We start from the raw sequence: 16,560 nt of genomic DNA on the forward strand, positions 1-16,560 counted from the left end.
GGCGAGCGGGCGAGCGGGCGAGCGGGCGAGCGGGCGAGCGGGCGAGCGGGCGAGCGGGCGAGCGGGCGAGCGGGCGAGCGGGCGAGCGGGCGAGCGGGCGAGCAACCCTAACCGGGCTCGACCAAGGCGCAACCGCAGCCGCTACCCCCGCGGGAAAGCCCACAGGCTCGCCGGCCGCACCCCGATCCCGGCGGCGGGGCCCCGATTGCCCGGCCCGTCCGCCGTCGAACCGCAGCCGTCCCACTCAGGCAACGGGCGGGCGGGCGGGCAAAACCAACCCGCCCCCACCAAGACGCAACCGCAGCCGTCCCACTCACGCAACGGGTGGGCAGGCGGGCAACACCAACCCCCTCAGGACGTCCGCTTGCTGTCCGCCCACTGTTGCTCGAACTCCTCCTGGAACAGCGGGTAAAGGCCCCGCACGGAACCCCCCGCCGCATCGGCCCGAAGCACGAACGCGGGCGACTCGACCCCCCGCGCGTGCCGCAGATACGGCTGGATCAGCCCCACGTCCCCGTCCACCAGATAGGCCCCGAAGCGCGGCGCCTCGTCGTACAACCGGATCTCGATCCGCCGAGGCTCCCGCAGCTTCGATCGGATCCGCCGCATGTGCAGGATGTTGAGCGTGGTCATCCGGGACAGCAGACCCTTCTTGATCCCCTCGTCCCGCTCCCGCTGCTTCATCGCGTCGCCCGCCGGGTTCAGGAACAGCAGCCGCAGCTCGCACCCGCTCGCACCCAGCCGGGCCAGATCGCGCCCCGAATAGTTCTGGCACAGCAGATTGAGCGAGACGCCCATCGCGTCGATCCCGCGCGCCCCGTCCACCAGATCGGCGAACGGCAACCGGCGCTGCAGCGCCGCGCGGTCCTGGAACACCCCCACCACGTCCGCGTATCGCCCCGCGAACAGTTCCTCGACTGCGTCCAGCCCCAGCCGCCGATCCCCCTGATCGGCCAACGGCCCGTCCAGTATCGCCAGCACCCGCAGGCACGCCCGTTCCACCTGGGCGAGCACGTCCGGCGACAACACCCGGTTGCGGGCCACGATGTGCCGGCCGATCTCGACCTCCTCCAACGCGCGCTCCAGCTTGCGCCGGTCCGGCAGGAAGGGCTCGAAGCACCACCAGTTGCGCACCATCAGCTCGCGCAGCTGAGGCAGCGTCAGGAACGCGATCAGCTCGTCGTCGGCGGGGTCCACGATGTAGCCGCGTCGCCGGCTCATCTCCCGTACCGCCTCGGCACGTTCGACCCACTCGTTCTGCACGTTGCCGGCCGCGGCCAGCACCCACGCGCCGTCGTCGTGCGGATGCTCGCCGGGCCCGTACACCGGGATCAGCACCGCGGCGATCACCGCGCGCAGCCGCTGTTCGATCAGGTTCAGATAGACGTAGGCCCGACCCGCCCGGCGTGCCCGCAGCAGCGCGCCCGCCCAGTCGTCCTCGGTCCAGGCGAGCGTGGCGGGGTCTGTCCCGGGCAGCGGATCGGGCGGGCTCGAACCGTCCAGGACGGCGGTGCCGGCGGCCGCGTGCCGAGGCCCGGGCAGGGCGCCGCCCGGGTCGAGCGCGAACGAGCCGGTGTCGGTGAGCCCGGCCGTCCCGCCCGCCGGGTCGCCGTCGTGGTACACCGCGTACGGGTCCGGGAAGGTGTCGCCGCCGTCGCCGGCCGACCCGAGGCCGCTCCCGCCGTCGAGGCCGGTCGTACTCGTCCCCTCCCCGGAATCCTCGGTCGTCGAGGGTGGCGAGCTGGACTCCCGATCGGCCATCGCGTCCCATCCGTTCGTCGTCGAGCCGGAACCGAACGAGCGTATAGCGAAACCCGGCGGCCTCGGGGAGCCCGCGCGGCCCGGCGAGCCTGCCCCGTTCGAGTGACGCGGACACCGGCAACACCCGGATGGCGTAAGGCAATTGGGGGGACACGACGCGCTCTGGCAACTTCTGCCCAGCGGGGCGCTCCGTCCCCGGAACAATTGCCGGGCGGGAGAGGGTCTTCCCTCCACCTGTCCCCGGGCGCAACCGGGACGGATCGACGGTCCGTCTCTGCCGGCAGGAACCGTGGCACCCAGGAGGTCGTCATGTTGGCCACGAACAGCAGGATCCCGGCGGGACGAAGCGGCGCCGAGGAGGATTTCGCCAGGTATCGCGACGTGGTCGCGGACATCTTCGCGCGCCACCTGCGCACCGTGCTGCCCGGCGTCGACGGCGCGCTCTGCTCGTGCGGCAACGCCTGGCCGTGCCGGGAGGAACTGCTCGCGGCCGAACTGCTCGACTGGATCTGATCGTTCCGATCAAAACCGATCGGCCGCGCAGCCCGCACGACCGCCCCCGGCCCGAAATCCACCCGACCGGGGGACGCCGGAGCAGATCGCACACCTGAATCCGGTCCGGTACGGGAGACTGCAAGCTGCCGAAGCACGATCCGCGACAAAGCAGGTTGCTCATGCAGGTCTGGCCCGGTCATCCGTATCCGCTGGGCGCCACGTACGACGGCGCCGGCACCAACTTCGCGGTCTTCTCCGAGGCCGCCGACCGCGTGTGGTTGTGCCTGCTCGACGAGGGCGGCGCCGAGGAGCGCATCGAGTTGCGCGAGGCCGACGCGTTCGTCCGGCACGCCTACCTGCCGGGGATCCAACCCGGGCAGCAGTACGGGTATCGCGTCCAGGGCCCGTTCGACCCGGCCGCGGGGGCCAGGTGCAATCCGAACAAGCTGCTGCTCGACCCGTACGCGAAGGCGATGTGCGGCGAGGTGCACTGGCACGAGTCGATGTACGGCTACTCGTTCGAGCACCCCGACCTGATGAGCACCACCGACTCCGGGCCGCACACGATGACCTCGGTGGTGATCAACCCCTGGTTCGACTGGGGCGACGACCGGCCGCCGCGCACCGAGTACCACGACACGGTGATCTACGAGGCGCACGTACGCGGCCTGACCCGCACCCACCCGGGGCTGCCGGAGGAGATCCGCGGCACCTACGCGGGGATGGCGCACCCGGCGGTGATCGAGCACCTGGTGGGCCTGGGGGTGACCGCGATCGAGCTGATGCCGGTGCACCAGTTCGTCCAGGACCACCGGCTGTCCGACCTGGGGCTGCGCAACTACTGGGGCTACAACACCATCGGCTTCTTCGCGCCGCACGCGGCCTACTCGTCCACCGGCGAACGCGGCCAGCAGGTGCAGGAGTTCCGCTCGATGGTCAAGGCGCTGCACGCGGCGAACATCGAGGTGATCCTCGACGTGGTCTACAACCACACCGCCGAGGGCAACCACCTCGGGCCCACCCTGTCCTTCCGCGGCCTGGACAACGCGTCCTACTACCGACTCGCCGACGACAAGCGCTACTACCTGGACACCACCGGCACCGGGAACAGCCTGCTGATGCGCAGCCCGCACGTGCTGCAGCTGATCATGGACTCGCTGCGCTACTGGGTCGTCGACATGCACGTGGACGGCTTCCGGTTCGACCTGGCGGCCACGCTCGCCCGGCAGTTCCACGAGGTGGACCGGCTGTCCTCGTTCTTCGACCTGGTCCAGCAGGACCCGGTGGTCTCCCAGGTCAAGCTGATCGCCGAGCCGTGGGACGTGGGCGAGGGCGGCTACCAGGTGGGCAACTTCCCGCCGCTGTGGACCGAGTGGAACGGCAAGTATCGCGACACCGTGCGCGACTTCTGGCGCGGCGAGGAGCGCACGCTGGCCGAGTTCGGCTCGCGGCTGACCGGCTCCTCCGACCTCTACCAGGACGACGGCCGGCGGCCGATCGCCTCGATCAACTTCGTCACCTGCCACGACGGCTTCACGCTGCACGACCTGGTGTCGTACAACGACAAGCACAACGCGGCCAACCGCGAGGACAACCGGGACGGCGAGAACCACAACCGGTCCTGGAACCACGGCGTCGAGGGACCGACGGACGACCCGGACGTAACCGCGCTGCGCACCCGCCAACAGCGCAACTTCATCGCCACCGTGCTGCTGTCCCAGGGCGTCCCGATGATCGCGCACGGCGACGAGTTCGGCCGCACCCAGCAGGGCAACAACAACGTCTACTGCCAGGACAACGAACTCGCCTGGGTGCGCTGGCCCGACGACGAGGTGCCCGACCAGCTCGAGTTCACCCGGATGATGACCCGACTGCGCGCCGAGCACCCGGTGTTCCGCCGCCGCCGCTTCTTCCACGGCAGATCCGTCCAGGGCACCCACGACGTACTCACCGACATCGCCTGGTTCACCCCCGCCGGCGAGGAGATGTCCGACGGCGACTGGTGGGCGGCGGCGGCCAAGTCGGTCGCGGTATTCCTCAACGGCAACGCCATCTCCGAGCCCGACCCGCGCGGCCAAAAGATCACCGACGACTCGTTCCTGCTCCTGTTCAACGCCTCCCACGAGCCCGAGGACTTCACCATCCCCCTCGACCTCGGCAAAACCTGGACGGTGGTCGTCGACACCGCCGACGACAAAACCACAATGCGCGACCCGAAGTCCCGCCCCACCGTCCCGGGCGGCGGCACCCAACCGGTCGAGGCCAGGTCACTGGTGGTCCTGCAACGCCCGTGACCGGCCTGCCGGCCTCAGAGCAGGGAGGAGGTGTCCAGGTCGCCGAAGGGCTTGGGCAGCGGGGCCAACGTCCCGAAGGGGACGGTGGCCACGGCGGCGTAAATGCGCTTTTCGGTTTCCGGCTCGTGGTGAACGACGACGACGCGGTCCTTGCGGTCGACGATGACGTAGACGGGGACGCCGGTACCGGCATAGGTCCGAAGCTTGGCACCGAAGTCCCGGTCTCGCGTGCTCGGCGAGGTGACCTCGACCGCCAGCGCGAGCATGGACAGCGGGAAGTAGTTGTCGTGGGCACGGGCCCAGGCCATGTCCATCTCGGTCGTCTCCCGGATCTGGACGTACAGATCCGGGATGACATATCCCCGAACGTCGTCCCCGGTCAGCCCGGACGCGAATTCGTCTCCGCGTTCGACCATCCCGACATCGAAGGCACGCAGGTGGCGCGCCAATCCGATGATGTCCATACGATGCTCGGGCAAAGTCGGCGGCGTCACGTAGATCTCCCCTTCAACGCTCTCCACGCGGTAGCCCTCCGGTACGACGTCGGCGATGGCGGCGACGACGTCCACCATCCGCTCGTCCGTCGCATGCTCACGCGATACAGCAGTCACCATGAGTCCCTTCGTAACGCAGGCTCGCCTGCTACGAGGCTACCTCCGCGCCAATTGACCGGAACGAGTGAAGCCGCCGATCGTGGCGATCCGTGTCCGTACGGGTTTCACCACCCCGGCGGGTGGTAGTGCCGGGTGGTCCGGGGAAGCTTGTCCGCATGACCTCGTCGCCTTCTCGTGTTCCGACCTCGACCTATCGGCTTCAGTTGCAGCCCGGGTTCGGGTTCGCCGACGCCGCTGCCGTGGTGCCGTATCTGGCCTCGCTCGGCATCAGCCACCTGCACCTCTCGCCCATCCTTCAGGCCGCGCCCGGGTCCACCCACGGCTACGACGTGGTCGACCACTCGCGGGTGTCGGACGATCTGGGCGGTGCGGACGGGTTGCGCGAGTTGGCCGGGTCCGCCGGCGCGCACGGGCTCGGGATCGTGGTGGACATCGTGCCCAACCACATGGCCGTGCCCGCGCCCGAATCGCTGAACCGGCAGTTGTGGGCGACGCTGCGAGACGGGCCGGACTCGGCCTACGCGCGCTGGTTCGACATCGACTGGACCCGGCACGACGGGCGCGTGCTGCTGCCGGTGCTCGGCGGCCCCGTCGAGCAGGTCGCCGACGAGCTGCACGTGGCCGGTGACGTGCTGCGCTACCACGAGCACGAGTTCCCGCTCCGTACCGGCACCGGCGAGCTCCCGCTCGACGAACTGCTCGCCGCCCAGCACTACGAACTCGCGCACTGGCGCCGCGCCGACACCGAACTGAACTACCGCCGCTTCTTCACCGTCAACGGCCTGATCGCACTGCGCCAAGAGGACGACGAGGTCTTCGCGGCCACCCACGAGACCGTCCTGCGCCTGCTCGACGAGGGCCTGATCCACGGACTGCGGGTCGACCACCCCGACGGCCTGGCCGACCCGCGCGCCTATCTGGACCGGCTGCGCGCCGCCGCGCCGAACGCGTGGATCGTGGTGGAGAAGGTCCTCTCCGACGAGGAACGACTCGCCGCCGACTGGGCCTGCGACGGCACCACCGGCTACGACGCGCTGCGCCGGGTGGACAACCTGTTCGTCGACCCCGACGGCGCCGAACCGCTGCGCGCGCTGCACCGCGAGCAGACCGGGGTCAAGGAGGGCTTCGACTACCTCGCCCAGGAGGCCAAGGCAGAGGTGCTCGCCACCGGCCTGGCCACCGAGTTCGCCCGGCTGCGCCGCGCCCTGGATCGGCTCGAACCGATCGCCGGCGCCGGCGACGTCGGCCGCGCGCTGCCGCCGCTGCTGACCGCCTTCCCCGCCTACCGCCCCTACCCCGGCGGCGGCCGGGAGTCGATCGCGACCATGGCCCGCGCCCTCACCGGGGTCCCCGGCCAGGTCTGTGAGGCGGCCCGGGAGATCGCCGAACTCGCGCTCGCCGACGGTGAGTTCGGCGCCCGCTTCGGCCAGGTCGCGGCGGCCCTCGCGGCCAAGGGCGTCGAGGACCGCGCGTTCTACCGCTGGTACGGCTTGAGTTCGCTGAACGAGGTCGGCGGCGCGCCGGACTCGATCGGCCTGGACATCGCCGGCTTCCACACCGCGTGCGCGCAGATGTCGCCCACCACGATGACCACACTCAGCACCCACGACACCAAGCGCAGCGAGGACGTCCGGGCCCGCCTCGCGGTCCTCGCCGAGATCCCCGAGGACTGGGCCGAACGGGTGCGCACCTGGAACGACTGGGCCCGCCCGCACCGCTCCGAGTTCCGCTTCGGACCGGACGGCTACGACACCTACCTGCTGTGGCAGACCCTGGTCGGCGCCTGGCCGCTGTCCCCCGACCGGGCCGTCGCCTACCTGCGCAAGGCGATGCGCGAGGCCGCCCGGGCCACCACCTGGACCGATCCGAACCCCGACTACGAGGCGGCGAGCGAGGCGTTCGTCCGGGCCGTCCTCGCCGACGAGGAACTCACCGCCGACATCGCCGAGTTCGTCACCGACCTGGACCGCCACGCACAGGCCGTCTCACTCGGCGCCAAGCTCGTGCAACTCACCATGCCCGGCGTCCCGGACGTCTACCAGGGCGGCGAACTCGCCCTGTACACCCTGGTCGACCCGGACAACCGGGCCCCCGTCGACTTCGCCCGCGAACACGGCCCACTGGACGCGCTCAAGTTCAAGGTGACCGGCGCCGCACTGCGGCTGCGCCGCGCGCATCCCGAGTGGTTCGCCGGCGACTACACGCCCCTGCCCGCGCGCGGCAAGGAGGCGGACTACACGATCGCCTTCGTCCGCGGCGGCGAGGCGATCACGGTGGCCACCCGGCTGCCCGCCGGCCTCGCGGCCAAGGGCGGCTGGGGCGGCGCGCTGCTCCCGCTGCCCGAGGGCCGCTGGGTCGACGCGCTGACCGGCTGCACGTACACCGGCCAGGCCCGGCTGCGGCACATCCTGGAGGACCTGCCGGTGGCCCTGCTCACCCGAGGCTGACCGGCCGGACAGGTCCACGCCCGTCCCCCGCGCGTCCCCACGCGTTCCGCGTTCTCGGAAAGGACACCACCCATGGTCAGGTTCGAGGTCTGGGCCCCGAAAGCGTCGTCCCTGGACGTCGTCGTCGACGGCCGGCGCAAACCGATGCGGGACGCGAACCGGCCCGGCTGGTGGCAGGCGGAGGTGCCGGCGGCGGTACACGGCAGCGACTACACGTTCGTGATCGACGGCAGCGACCCGTTGCCCGACCCGCGCTCGCCGTGGCAACCGCAGGGCCCCGACGGCCCGAGCCGGGTGCTGGACCACACCGCCCACTCGTGGGGCGACGCGGCCTGGACCGGCCGCCCGCTGCCCGGCGCGGTCGTCTACGAACTCCACATCGGCACCTTCACCGTCGAAGGCACCTTCGCGGCGGCCGTGGCACACCTGGACCACCTGGTCGACCTGGGCATCACACACGTCGAGGTGATGCCGGTGTCCGCCTTCCCGGGCAACCACGGCTGGGGCTACGACGGCGTCTGTCCCTGGGCCGTGCACGAGCCGTACGGCGGACCGGAGGGCCTCAAGCACTTCGTGGACGCCTGCCACGCACACGGCCTGGGCGTGATCCTGGACGTGGTGCACAACCACCTGGGGCCCTCCGGCAACCATCTCCCGCGCTTCGGCCCCTACTTCACCGACCGCTACAAGACCCCGTGGGGCTCGGCGGTCAACCTGGACGGGCCCGGTTCCGACGAGGTCCGCGCCTACCTGGTCGGCAGCGCGCTGATGTGGCTGCGCGACTACCACGTGGACGGGCTGCGCCTGGACGCGGTGCACGCGCTCGCCGACAACCGCGCCGTACCGTTCCTCGAACAACTCTCCGAGGCGGTGGACCGACTCGCCGCCGCCACCGGCCGACCACTGTTCCTGATCGCCGAATCGGACCTGAACGACCCCCGCGTGGTCACCCCGCGCGACAGCGGCGGAATGGGCGTACAGGCCCAGTGGAGCGACGACTTCCACCACGCGCTGCACTCCCTGCTCACCGGCGAACGGCAGGGCTACTACGGCGACTTCGGGTCGATGGGCACCCTCGCCAAGACGCTCACCCGGGTCTGGCTGCACGACGGCACGTGGTCCTCGTTCCGCGAACGCACGCACGGCCGCCCGGTGCCGACCTCGCGGATGCCCGCCCACCGCTTCCTGGGCTACCTGCAAACCCACGACCAGGTCGGCAACCGGGCCACCGGGGACCGGATCTCGGCCGGCCTGTCGCCCGCGCTGCTCGCCGCCGGCGCGGCCCTGGTACTGACCTCGCCGTTCACCCCGATGTTGTTCATGGGCGAGGAGTGGGGCGCGTCCACGCCGTGGCAATACTTCACCGACCATACCGACCCGGTGCTCGCCGAGGCGGTACGCAACGGGCGCCGCGCCGAGTTCGCCGCGCACGGGTGGGACGTCACGCAGATCCCCGATCCGCAATCGCCGCAGACCGTCCGCGACTCGTGCCTGGACTGGGACGAACCGCGCACCGCCCCACACGCGGCACTGCTCGCCTGGTACCGGCGACTGATCGCGCTGCGCCGCGAGTGGGACCATCTGACCGACCCGGATCTGACCCGGGTTCAGGTCAGCTTCGAGGAGACCGCCGGTTGGCTGATGGTGCACCGAGGCACCTTCCGTACCGCGGTCAACCTCGCCGACCGGCCCGCGACGCTGCCGATGGGCACCGGGGCGGCGGAGATCGTCGCGGCGTGGGACGACCGCGCGGAGATCCGCCGAGGTCTGGTGGGCACCACGCTGCGCCTGCCCGCGACCTCGGTCGCGGTGGTGCGGATCGGCACCCGCTGACCGGCCGCCGCACCGGGCCGCCCGCTCAGGTGTCGAGCAGGCGCTTGCGCTCGGCCTCGACGTCGAACGTGCCCGCCGGGTACCGCGGGTCCAACTCGGTGAGGTGTTCCAGGAGCAGCCGGCTGATCGCCCAGTTGCGGTACCACTTGCGGTCCGAGGGCACCACGTACCAGGGCGCCGCGTCGCCGTCGCACTTCTCCAGGGCGACCTGGTAGGCGGTCCGGTAGTCCGGCCACACCGAACGTTCGTCGATGTCCGCCGGGTTGAACTTCCAGTGCTTGTCCGGATCGTCCAACCGGGCCAGCAGGCGCTCCTGCTGCTCCTCGGGCGAGATGTGCAGGAAGACCTTGACGACGGTCACCTCGTCCTTGGCCAGGCCCTGCTCGAACCGGTTGATCGCGGCGTAGCGGCGGGACCAGACCTGGCGCGGGACCAGGTTGCGCACCCGGGCGATCAGTACGTCCTCGTAGTGCGAACGGTCGAACACGCCGATCAGACCGGCGTCGGGCACCTGGTTGCGGATCCGCCACAGGAACGGGTGGGCCAGTTCCGCCTCGGTCGGCGCCTTGAACGCGTGGATGTGGCAGCCCGACGGGTTGAACTGGCCGATCACGTGCTTGACCGTGCCGCCCTTGCCGGAGGTGTCCATGCCCTGCACCACCAGGAGTACCCGCCGCCGCGCGCCGCCGGCCACCGCCTGGGCGTAGAGCTTCTCTTGGAGTTCGGCCAGCCTCGGGCCCATCGCGGCGATGTCGGCGAGCGCGTCGGCCTTGTCGCCGGGGAAGGCCGGCGTCGCGCGCGGGTCGATGGTGGTGAGGTCGACGGGGCCGCCGGGCAGACGCAGCGCGGCCCGCACGGAGGACACGTCGGCGAGCGAGCGGTCGGCGGGCGGTTCGGCGAGCACGCGCAGTCGGGGCGGCGCGGGTTCGGTCGCGGGCTCGGCCTCCACTTCGGTCCCCGGCTCGGCCTCCGCCGCGGACTCGGTCGCGGGTTCCGCGACGAGTTCCACGACCGGATCGGGCACGGACCCGAGCACTGCCTCGATCCGCTCCTCGACGACGGCGCCCAGATCGAGCGCCTCGGCGACCGCGCGCTCGGCCTCGGCCCGCTTGGCGGCCTGCTTGGCGAGCGCCTTCGCGGCCTTTGCGGCGTCGGCGGCCTCGCGCTCGGCGGCGGCCTCGATCGCCTTGGCGGCCTTGCGGGCCGCCTTCTTCGCCGCCTTGGCCCGCTCGGCCTGCAACTCCCGCTCGGCCCTGAGCGCCTTCTCGGCCTTCTTCGCGGCTTTGGCGATCTTGTCGGCCTTATCGGCCCTATCGGCCTTCGCGGGCTTGTCGGCCTTCGCCGCCTTGGCGGCCTTCGCGGGCTTGTCCGCCTTCGCGGCCTTGGCAAGCTCGGCGACCTCGACGACGCGGGTGACTTCCGCCGACTTGGCGACCTCGTCGACCTTGGCGCGCTTGTCCGCCTTCGCAGCCTTCACGGCCCCCACGGCCTTGGCGACCTTGTCCGCCTTCGCCGGCTTCTCGGCCCCACCGGACTTCGCGCGCTGCACGGCGCTCTTCGGGTCCGATACCTCGCCGAGGCCCACCGCGGACGACCCCTTCGGGCCTCGGTCGGCCTGCTCTGTACTCCTGCGTTCGGCCTTCTTCGCCATGCCGCTGCCTCCGCGTCGTCGGGACCCGGGTCCGATGATGCCGTACCGACCCCTCGGTCGCCCACGGGCGACGCCCCCTACCTGGTCAGCGCTGCGGCACTCGCTCGGCGCCCTCGCGGGCCATCGCCACCAGGCGCGAGACCGCCCGCAGGTACTTCTTGCGGTAGCCGCCGGTGAGCATCTCCGCGGTGAACAGCTCGTCGAACGGTACGCCCGAGGCCACCACCGGCAGTTCGCGGTCGTACATCCGGTCCGCCAGCACCACGAGCCGCAGCGCCGTCGCCTGGTCGTCGACCGGACGCACCCCGCGCCAGAACACGCCGGTGACGCCGTCGAGCATCGCGCCGTACCGGCTGGGGTGCACGGTGGCCAGGTGCGCGAGCAGTGCCGGGAAGTCGTCGAGCGCGGCACCCTCGGGCCCGGCGTCGGCGGCCTTGGCGACCACGTCGTCCGCGATCGGCGCGGGCGCGGCTGGCAGGCCCCGGTGTCGGTAGTCCTCGCCGTCGATGCGCAGTGCCTCGAAGCGCGCCGACAGCCCCTGTATCTCGCGCATGAAGTCCTGCGAGGCGAATCGGCCCTCGCCGAGCTTGTCCGGCAGCGTGTTCGAGGTCGCGGCCAGCTTGACCCCGGCGTCGGCGAGCTTCCCGAGCAGCGTGGATATCAGCACCGTGTCACCCGGGTCGTCCAGTTCGAACTCGTCGATGCACAGGAGCCGGTGGCCGGACAGCGCCTCGACGGTGTGCCGGAAGCCGAGCGCGCCCACCAGGTTGGTCAGTTCGACGAACGTGCACAGCGACTTGGGCCCGGGCGCGGCGTGCCACAGCGAGGCGAGCAGGTGGGTCTTGCCCACGCCGTAGCCGCCGTCGAGGTAGATCCCGCTCGGTCCGGCCGGTTGCTCGCGCCGGAACCAGCGCCGCTGCTTGCCGCCGTCCCCGTTCAGTTCGGCGGCGAACCGCTCGAGCCGCAGCACGGCGGCGGCCTGCCCGGGTTGGTTCGGGTCCGGGATGTACGTGTCGAAGCGCACGTCGCCGAAACGCGGCGGCGGAACCATCTCGGCGACGAGCCGGTCGGCGGGGACGGTGGGCTGACGCGCGATCAACGACACGACGGGGGCTATGAGCACGATCATCAAGCCTACGACGCGTGCGAAACTCGATCGCATGCGCCGTCTCCTTCCCGTCGCCGACCCCGCCGGCGAGCCCGATGTCGACCTGATCGAGGCGTATGCCTACCCGCCCGGCCGCACCTGGCTGCGGGCCAACATGGTGGCCAGCCTGGACGGCGCCGCCCAGGCCCCCGACGGGCTTTCGGCGGGGCTGTCCTCCCCGGCGGACAAGCGGATCTTCGGCGTGCTGCGCGGCCTGGCCGACGTGGTCGTGGTGGGCGCCGGCACGGTGCGGGCCGAGGGTTACCGGCCGCCGCGAGCCAAGCCCGCCTACGCCGCCGCGCGCGCCGCCGCCGGGCAACTCCCGGCACCGGTGATCGCGATCGTCTCGCGCAGCCTGGCCCTGGATTTCACCGCGCCGCTGTTCACCGAGGCGCTCACCCCGACCATCGTGATCACCTGCGAGCAGGCCCCGCCCGAGAATCTGGCGGCGGCCGGCGTACACGGCGACGTGCTCGTGGCCGGCCGCGAGCAGGTGGACCTGGCGAGCGCCCTGGACACCCTGGCCGCGCGCGGCCTGACCCGGCAGCTGACCGAGGGCGGCCCGCGCGTACTGGGCCGGCTCGCGGCGTGCGGCCGGTTGGACGAGCTGTGCCTGACCCTGAGCCCGCTGCTGACCGCCGGGCCCGCCGACCGGATCCTGACCGGCCCCGAACTCGCCGAGGGACTGTCGATGCGGCCGGCCTCGCTGCTCGAGGAGGACGGGTCGCTGTTCGCCCGCTACATCCGCGCCTAGTGCCGGGCACGGCACTGGCACCGGCCGGGCGGCGGGAGTGGGAGGGTGGTCTCCCGGGCAGACGGGGCACAGGCACCGGGCCCCGGCCGGTTGGATCAGAGGGAGTGTTGCGTGTACACGATCGTGCTGCTCATCGAAAAGGTCCTGAACGAGGCTGACGTCGAGTTCGTGACCAGCCTGCACGAGGGCGTCGAGACGTCCTTCGTGGTGGTGCTGCCCGGCAAGGCCGACCATCGCAAGCTGCTCCAGGCGCTGGACGACGTGGCCCTGGTGCGCCTGGACGAGGCCGCCGAGGACATCGAGGAGAAGCCCGGCCCGGACGACGGCGCGGACGCGGCCCGACGCACCCTCGACGCGAGCGTCGCGGCGCTGCGCGCGCACGGCGCCAACGCGGTCGGCGAGACCACCCCCGGCCGCGACCCGCTGGACACGCTCAAGCAGATCGTCGAACGGCACGACGCCGACGAGGTGATCGTGCTCACCGACCCGCACTTCATCGAAGAGGTCTTCCACCGCGACTGGGCCTCGCGGGCGCGGCAGAACGTCGGCGTGCCCGTGCTGAAGCTCTTCGCACACGACGTGAGCTGACAGAATCGCGGGGAGCCCGCGCCCAACCGCCCGGGTCCCACGATCCGAAGGAGCCCGCTTCATGGCACCCCCCGCCGAGCCCGTCGACCTCGGCCGCCCGTTCTTCGTCGGCATCGGTGGCGCCGGCATGTCCGGGCTGGCCAAGATCCTCGCGATTCGCGGGGCCGGGGTCTCCGGCAGCGATGCCAAGGACTCCACGCAGGTACTCGCGCTGCGTCAGCTCGGCTGCACGGTGCACGTGGGGCACGACGCGGCGAACGTCGCCGAGGGGGTGTCCTGCGTGGTCGTCTCCTCGGCGATCCGGCAGGACAACCCCGAGTTGGTGGTGGCGCGCGAGCGCGGCATCCCGATCGTGCACCGCGCGGACGCGCTGGCCCGGCTGATGGACGGCCGGCGCTCGGTGGCCGTGGCGGGCACCCACGGCAAGACCACCACGACGAGCATGCTCGCGGTCGGCCTGACCTCGCTCGGCCTGGATCCGTCCTTCGCGATCGGCGCCGACCTCAACGAGGCGGGCAGCAACGCGCACCACGGCTCCGGCGACATCTTCGTGGCCGAGGCGGACGAGAGCGACCGCAGCTTCCACAAGTACGCGCCCGAGGTCGCCGTCGTCCTCAACGTCGAGCTGGACCACCACGCCAACTACGGCTCGCTCGAGGACGTCCTGGAGTCCTTCGAGATCTTCGCCGCCCGGATCGTCCCGGGCGGCACGCTCGTGGTGTCCGCGGACGACGCGGGCGCGATCACCCTGCGCGAGCGGCTCGCCCTCTCCATGCCGGCGCTGAACGTGGTCACCGTCGGCGAGCACGAGCAGGCCGACCTGCGCCTGGTCGAGATCGAATCGCTGGGCCTGAGCAGCCGGGTCACCGTGCACGGCAAGGCGACCGGCGGCGAGCTGGTGTTCACCGTCGCGGTGCCCGGCCGGCACAACGCCTCCAACGCGGTGATGGCGCTCGCGGTCGGCCTGGCACTCGGCGTGGAGCCGCAGCGGATGGCCGAGGGGCTGGGCAAGTACCAGGGCGTCCGGCGCCGCTTCCAGCTCAAGGGCGAGGAGAGCGGCATCCGGGTCGTCGACTCCTACGCCCACCACCCCACCGAGATCACCGCCGACCTGGCCACCGCGCGCGGCGCGGTGGGCGCGGGCCGGGTGATCGCGGTCTACCAGCCGCACCTGTTCAGCCGCACCCAGCAGCTCGGCGTGGAGATGGGCCGCGCGCTGGCCGCCGCCGACATCGCGGTGGTGATGGACATCTACGCCGCCCGCGAGGACCCGCAGCCCGGCGTGACCAGCAACATCATCGCGCACGCCGCGTTGGACAACGGCGGCCTGGTGCGCACCGAGCACAGCTGGTCCGACGTGGCCGGCTCGGTGGCCGGCCTGGCCCGGCCCGGCGACCTGATCCTGACCATGGGCGCGGGCGATGTCACCCTGCTCGGCCCGGAGATCCTGGACGCGATCCGCGACCGCAGCACCGCCGCGCACTGAACCGGCCCGCCACGGCGCCGCGCCCGTCCCCCATCCCGGGGAACGTCGCGGCGCCGTTGCGTGTTGGATGTGGACATGGCCTACGAAATCGAGAAGACCGACGACCAGTGGCGGGCCGAGCTGTCCCCCGACGAGTTCCGCGTACTGCGCCAGGCGGGCACCGAGCGTGCCTGGACGGGCGAGTACACCGAGACCAAGACGACCGGCATCTACCGCTGTCGGGCGTGCCGGGCCGAGCTGTTCCGCTCGGACACCAAGTTCGACAGCCACTGCGGTTGGCCGTCGTTCTACGCACCGCTGGCCGAGGAGCGGGTCGAGTACATCGAGGACAGCTCGATGGGGATGACCCGGGTCGAGGTGCGCTGCGCGAGCTGCGGTTCGCACCTCGGGCACGTCTTCGAGGGCGAGGGCTACGGAACGCCCACCGACCAGCGCTACTGCATCAACTCCGTCTCGCTGACCCTGGAACCCGACCCCCGGGGCTGAGCCGCGAGCGCGCTCCGCGGCTGCGCCGGCCCGGCCGCACCGCCCGTCAAACGTGCCGCCGGGCGGTGCGGCAAAGGTCACATCGCCGCACGCCGGGGGCATTCGTCCGCTAAGCCTGATGACCATGAATCCGTGGCTGGCACCCCTCGCGTACGCGGTCTGGACGGCGCTCGTGCTCGGCCTGGCCGTCGGGTCCGCCCGGCACGGCGGCCGGCGGGCCCGGCCCGAGCGCCTGGCCGAACTGGGGCCGGCCGAATACGCGTTCCTGTCCGGCGGCGCGGCCCGGGCGGCCGATGTGTCGATCCTGGCCCTGCTCGGCGCGGGCGCGCTGCACGTGAGCCGGGACGGCCAGGTGTTGGCCGGCCGCCCGCCGGTGGCCGGCGCGGCGGGCGAGGCGCCGCTGCGGGTGCTGGACGAGGAGTACGGCGGGCTGCCGCTGCGCGAACTGCGCACGCGCGTGGCCGCGTCGCCGGAGATCCAGGGCATCGGCGGCACCCTGTTCGAACACGGCCTGGTCGCCCGACCGGACGCGGGACCGCGCCGACTGCCGCGCTGGGCGCTGTTCGTCACCATCGGGCTGGGCCTCGCGACGGCGGTGGCCGGCTTCGTCCGGGCCGACGCGGCGAGCGCGCTGCCGTGGGTGGGCCTGCTGCTCGCGGTGATCGGCAGTCAGGCGTGCGTCGCGGGACTGCTGCTGCTCGGCGTGTTCGGTGAGCGGGTGGTACCCACGCCGCCGACCATGCGGCGGCTGATCCGGGTGCGCCGGGACGAGGCGGCGGTCGCGGCGCTGGGCGCGCACGGTCTGGGCGCGGTCGCCCTGTGGGGCCTGGACCGCTTTCCCGACCCGGTGGTCAAGGAGATCTTCCGCCGCAACGCGCCCACTCCCGGCGGCCGTTCCCCGGAGTCCAGGTGGTGCGGCAGCACGTCCTGCGCCTCGCCGCAGGGCGCCCGAGCCGGCTCCTGCGGCGGCACGGCGGACGGCTGCGGCAGCCAGTAGCCGAGGG

General features: G+C 72.0%; 13 protein-coding genes. 9 read left to right on the top strand and 4 right to left on the bottom strand.

What is annotated here, in order from left to right; genetic code table 11:
* Positions 1-351 precede the first annotated feature (351 nt).
* Positions 352-1,761, bottom strand: a complete 1,410-nt coding sequence (locus ABIA38_RS28100) for an SAV2148 family HEPN domain-containing protein (RefSeq protein ID WP_424641647.1) — start codon at positions 1,759-1,761, stop codon at positions 352-354.
* A gap of 309 nt (positions 1,762-2,070) precedes the next feature.
* Between ABIA38_RS28100 and ABIA38_RS28105 the strand changes: the two genes are divergently transcribed.
* Together ABIA38_RS28105 and glgX are read left to right on the top strand one after the other, a co-directional pair.
* Positions 2,071-2,274: a hypothetical protein gene (locus ABIA38_RS28105; RefSeq protein ID WP_424641648.1), complete on the top strand. Its 204-nt coding sequence runs from the start codon at positions 2,071-2,073 to the stop codon at positions 2,272-2,274.
* 161 nt (positions 2,275-2,435) lie between these two features.
* Positions 2,436-4,550, top strand: coding sequence for a glycogen debranching protein GlgX (gene glgX, locus ABIA38_RS28110; protein WP_424641649.1), 2,115 nt, complete (start codon positions 2,436-2,438; stop codon positions 4,548-4,550).
* 14 nt (positions 4,551-4,564) lie between these two features.
* Here glgX and ABIA38_RS28115 read toward each other — a convergent pair whose 3' ends face one another.
* Positions 4,565-5,164 (bottom strand): Uma2 family endonuclease, encoded by a 600-nt coding sequence (locus ABIA38_RS28115; protein WP_424641650.1) that lies wholly within the window; start codon positions 5,162-5,164, stop codon positions 4,565-4,567.
* A 155-nt stretch (positions 5,165-5,319) separates the two neighbouring features.
* Here ABIA38_RS28115 and treY point away from each other — a divergent pair, with 155 nt between their 5' ends.
* Both treY and treZ read left to right on the top strand, forming a co-directional pair.
* On the top strand, positions 5,320-7,611 hold the full coding sequence (gene treY / locus ABIA38_RS28120) for a malto-oligosyltrehalose synthase (RefSeq protein ID WP_424641651.1): 2,292 nt from the start codon (positions 5,320-5,322) through the stop codon (positions 7,609-7,611).
* A gap of 72 nt (positions 7,612-7,683) precedes the next feature.
* Positions 7,684-9,444, top strand: a complete 1,761-nt coding sequence (gene treZ / locus ABIA38_RS28125; protein ID WP_424641652.1) for a malto-oligosyltrehalose trehalohydrolase — start codon at positions 7,684-7,686, stop codon at positions 9,442-9,444.
* Between the two features lie 25 nt (positions 9,445-9,469).
* Here the strand turns inward: treZ and ABIA38_RS28130 are convergent, their stop codons facing one another.
* Complete coding sequence (locus tag ABIA38_RS28130) at positions 9,470-11,095, bottom strand: PPK2 family polyphosphate kinase (protein WP_424641653.1); 1,626 nt, start codon at positions 11,093-11,095, stop codon at positions 9,470-9,472.
* 85 nt (positions 11,096-11,180) lie between these two features.
* Positions 11,181-12,224, bottom strand: a complete 1,044-nt coding sequence (gene zapE, locus ABIA38_RS28135; RefSeq protein ID WP_424641654.1) for a cell division protein ZapE — start codon at positions 12,222-12,224, stop codon at positions 11,181-11,183.
* Between the two features lie 31 nt (positions 12,225-12,255).
* On the opposite strand from zapE, the gene ABIA38_RS28140 reads away from it, so the two are divergent.
* The 5 genes from ABIA38_RS28140 to ABIA38_RS28160 all read left to right on the top strand — a co-directional run bounded on the left by ABIA38_RS28140 (position 12,256) and on the right by ABIA38_RS28160 (position 16,553).
* Positions 12,256-12,996 (top strand): pyrimidine reductase family protein, encoded by a 741-nt coding sequence (locus ABIA38_RS28140; protein ID WP_424641655.1) that lies wholly within the window; start codon positions 12,256-12,258, stop codon positions 12,994-12,996.
* Positions 12,997-13,107: 111 nt separating this feature from the next.
* Positions 13,108-13,584, top strand: a complete 477-nt coding sequence (locus ABIA38_RS28145; RefSeq protein WP_424641656.1) for an indole-3-glycerol phosphate synthase — start codon at positions 13,108-13,110, stop codon at positions 13,582-13,584.
* Positions 13,585-13,645: 61 nt separating this feature from the next.
* Positions 13,646-15,070 (top strand): UDP-N-acetylmuramate--L-alanine ligase, encoded by a 1,425-nt coding sequence (gene murC, locus ABIA38_RS28150; RefSeq protein WP_424641657.1) that lies wholly within the window; start codon positions 13,646-13,648, stop codon positions 15,068-15,070.
* A 75-nt stretch (positions 15,071-15,145) separates the two neighbouring features.
* Positions 15,146-15,556, top strand: a complete 411-nt coding sequence (msrB, locus tag ABIA38_RS28155) for a peptide-methionine (R)-S-oxide reductase MsrB (RefSeq protein ID WP_424641658.1) — start codon at positions 15,146-15,148, stop codon at positions 15,554-15,556.
* Between the two features lie 118 nt (positions 15,557-15,674).
* A complete protein-coding gene (locus ABIA38_RS28160) occupies positions 15,675-16,553 on the top strand; it encodes a TIGR04222 domain-containing membrane protein (protein ID WP_424641659.1) in 879 nt (292 codons plus the stop codon).
* Positions 16,554-16,560 lie beyond the last annotated feature (7 nt).

Origin of the sequence: Embleya sp. AB8, assembly GCF_049739465.1 — a bacterium.
GTDB lineage: Bacteria > Actinomycetota > Actinomycetes > Streptomycetales > Streptomycetaceae > Embleya.

What these genes read in the sequence shown, in the direction of transcription:
- treY (WP_424641651.1), top strand. Translation starts at nt 5,320, where the DNA reads ATGACCTCGTCGCCTTCTCGTGTTCCGACCTCGACCTATCGGCTTCAG.
- ABIA38_RS28105 (WP_424641648.1), top strand. Translation starts at nt 2,071, where the DNA reads ATGTTGGCCACGAACAGCAGGATCCCGGCGGGACGAAGCGGCGCCGAG.
- ABIA38_RS28100 (WP_424641647.1), bottom strand. Translation starts at nt 1,761, where the DNA reads ATGGCCGATCGGGAGTCCAGCTCGCCACCCTCGACGACCGAGGATTCC.
- ABIA38_RS28130 (WP_424641653.1), bottom strand. Translation starts at nt 11,095, where the DNA reads ATGGCGAAGAAGGCCGAACGCAGGAGTACAGAGCAGGCCGACCGAGGC.
- glgX (WP_424641649.1), top strand. Translation starts at nt 2,436, where the DNA reads ATGCAGGTCTGGCCCGGTCATCCGTATCCGCTGGGCGCCACGTACGAC.
- msrB (WP_424641658.1), top strand. Translation starts at nt 15,146, where the DNA reads ATGGCCTACGAAATCGAGAAGACCGACGACCAGTGGCGGGCCGAGCTG.
- ABIA38_RS28115 (WP_424641650.1), bottom strand. Translation starts at nt 5,164, where the DNA reads ATGGTGACTGCTGTATCGCGTGAGCATGCGACGGACGAGCGGATGGTG.
- treZ (WP_424641652.1), top strand. Translation starts at nt 7,684, where the DNA reads ATGGTCAGGTTCGAGGTCTGGGCCCCGAAAGCGTCGTCCCTGGACGTC.
- murC (WP_424641657.1), top strand. Translation starts at nt 13,646, where the DNA reads ATGGCACCCCCCGCCGAGCCCGTCGACCTCGGCCGCCCGTTCTTCGTC.
- ABIA38_RS28160 (WP_424641659.1), top strand. Translation starts at nt 15,675, where the DNA reads ATGACCATGAATCCGTGGCTGGCACCCCTCGCGTACGCGGTCTGGACG.
- zapE (WP_424641654.1), bottom strand. Translation starts at nt 12,224, where the DNA reads ATGATCGTGCTCATAGCCCCCGTCGTGTCGTTGATCGCGCGTCAGCCC.
- ABIA38_RS28140 (WP_424641655.1), top strand. Translation starts at nt 12,256, where the DNA reads ATGCGCCGTCTCCTTCCCGTCGCCGACCCCGCCGGCGAGCCCGATGTC.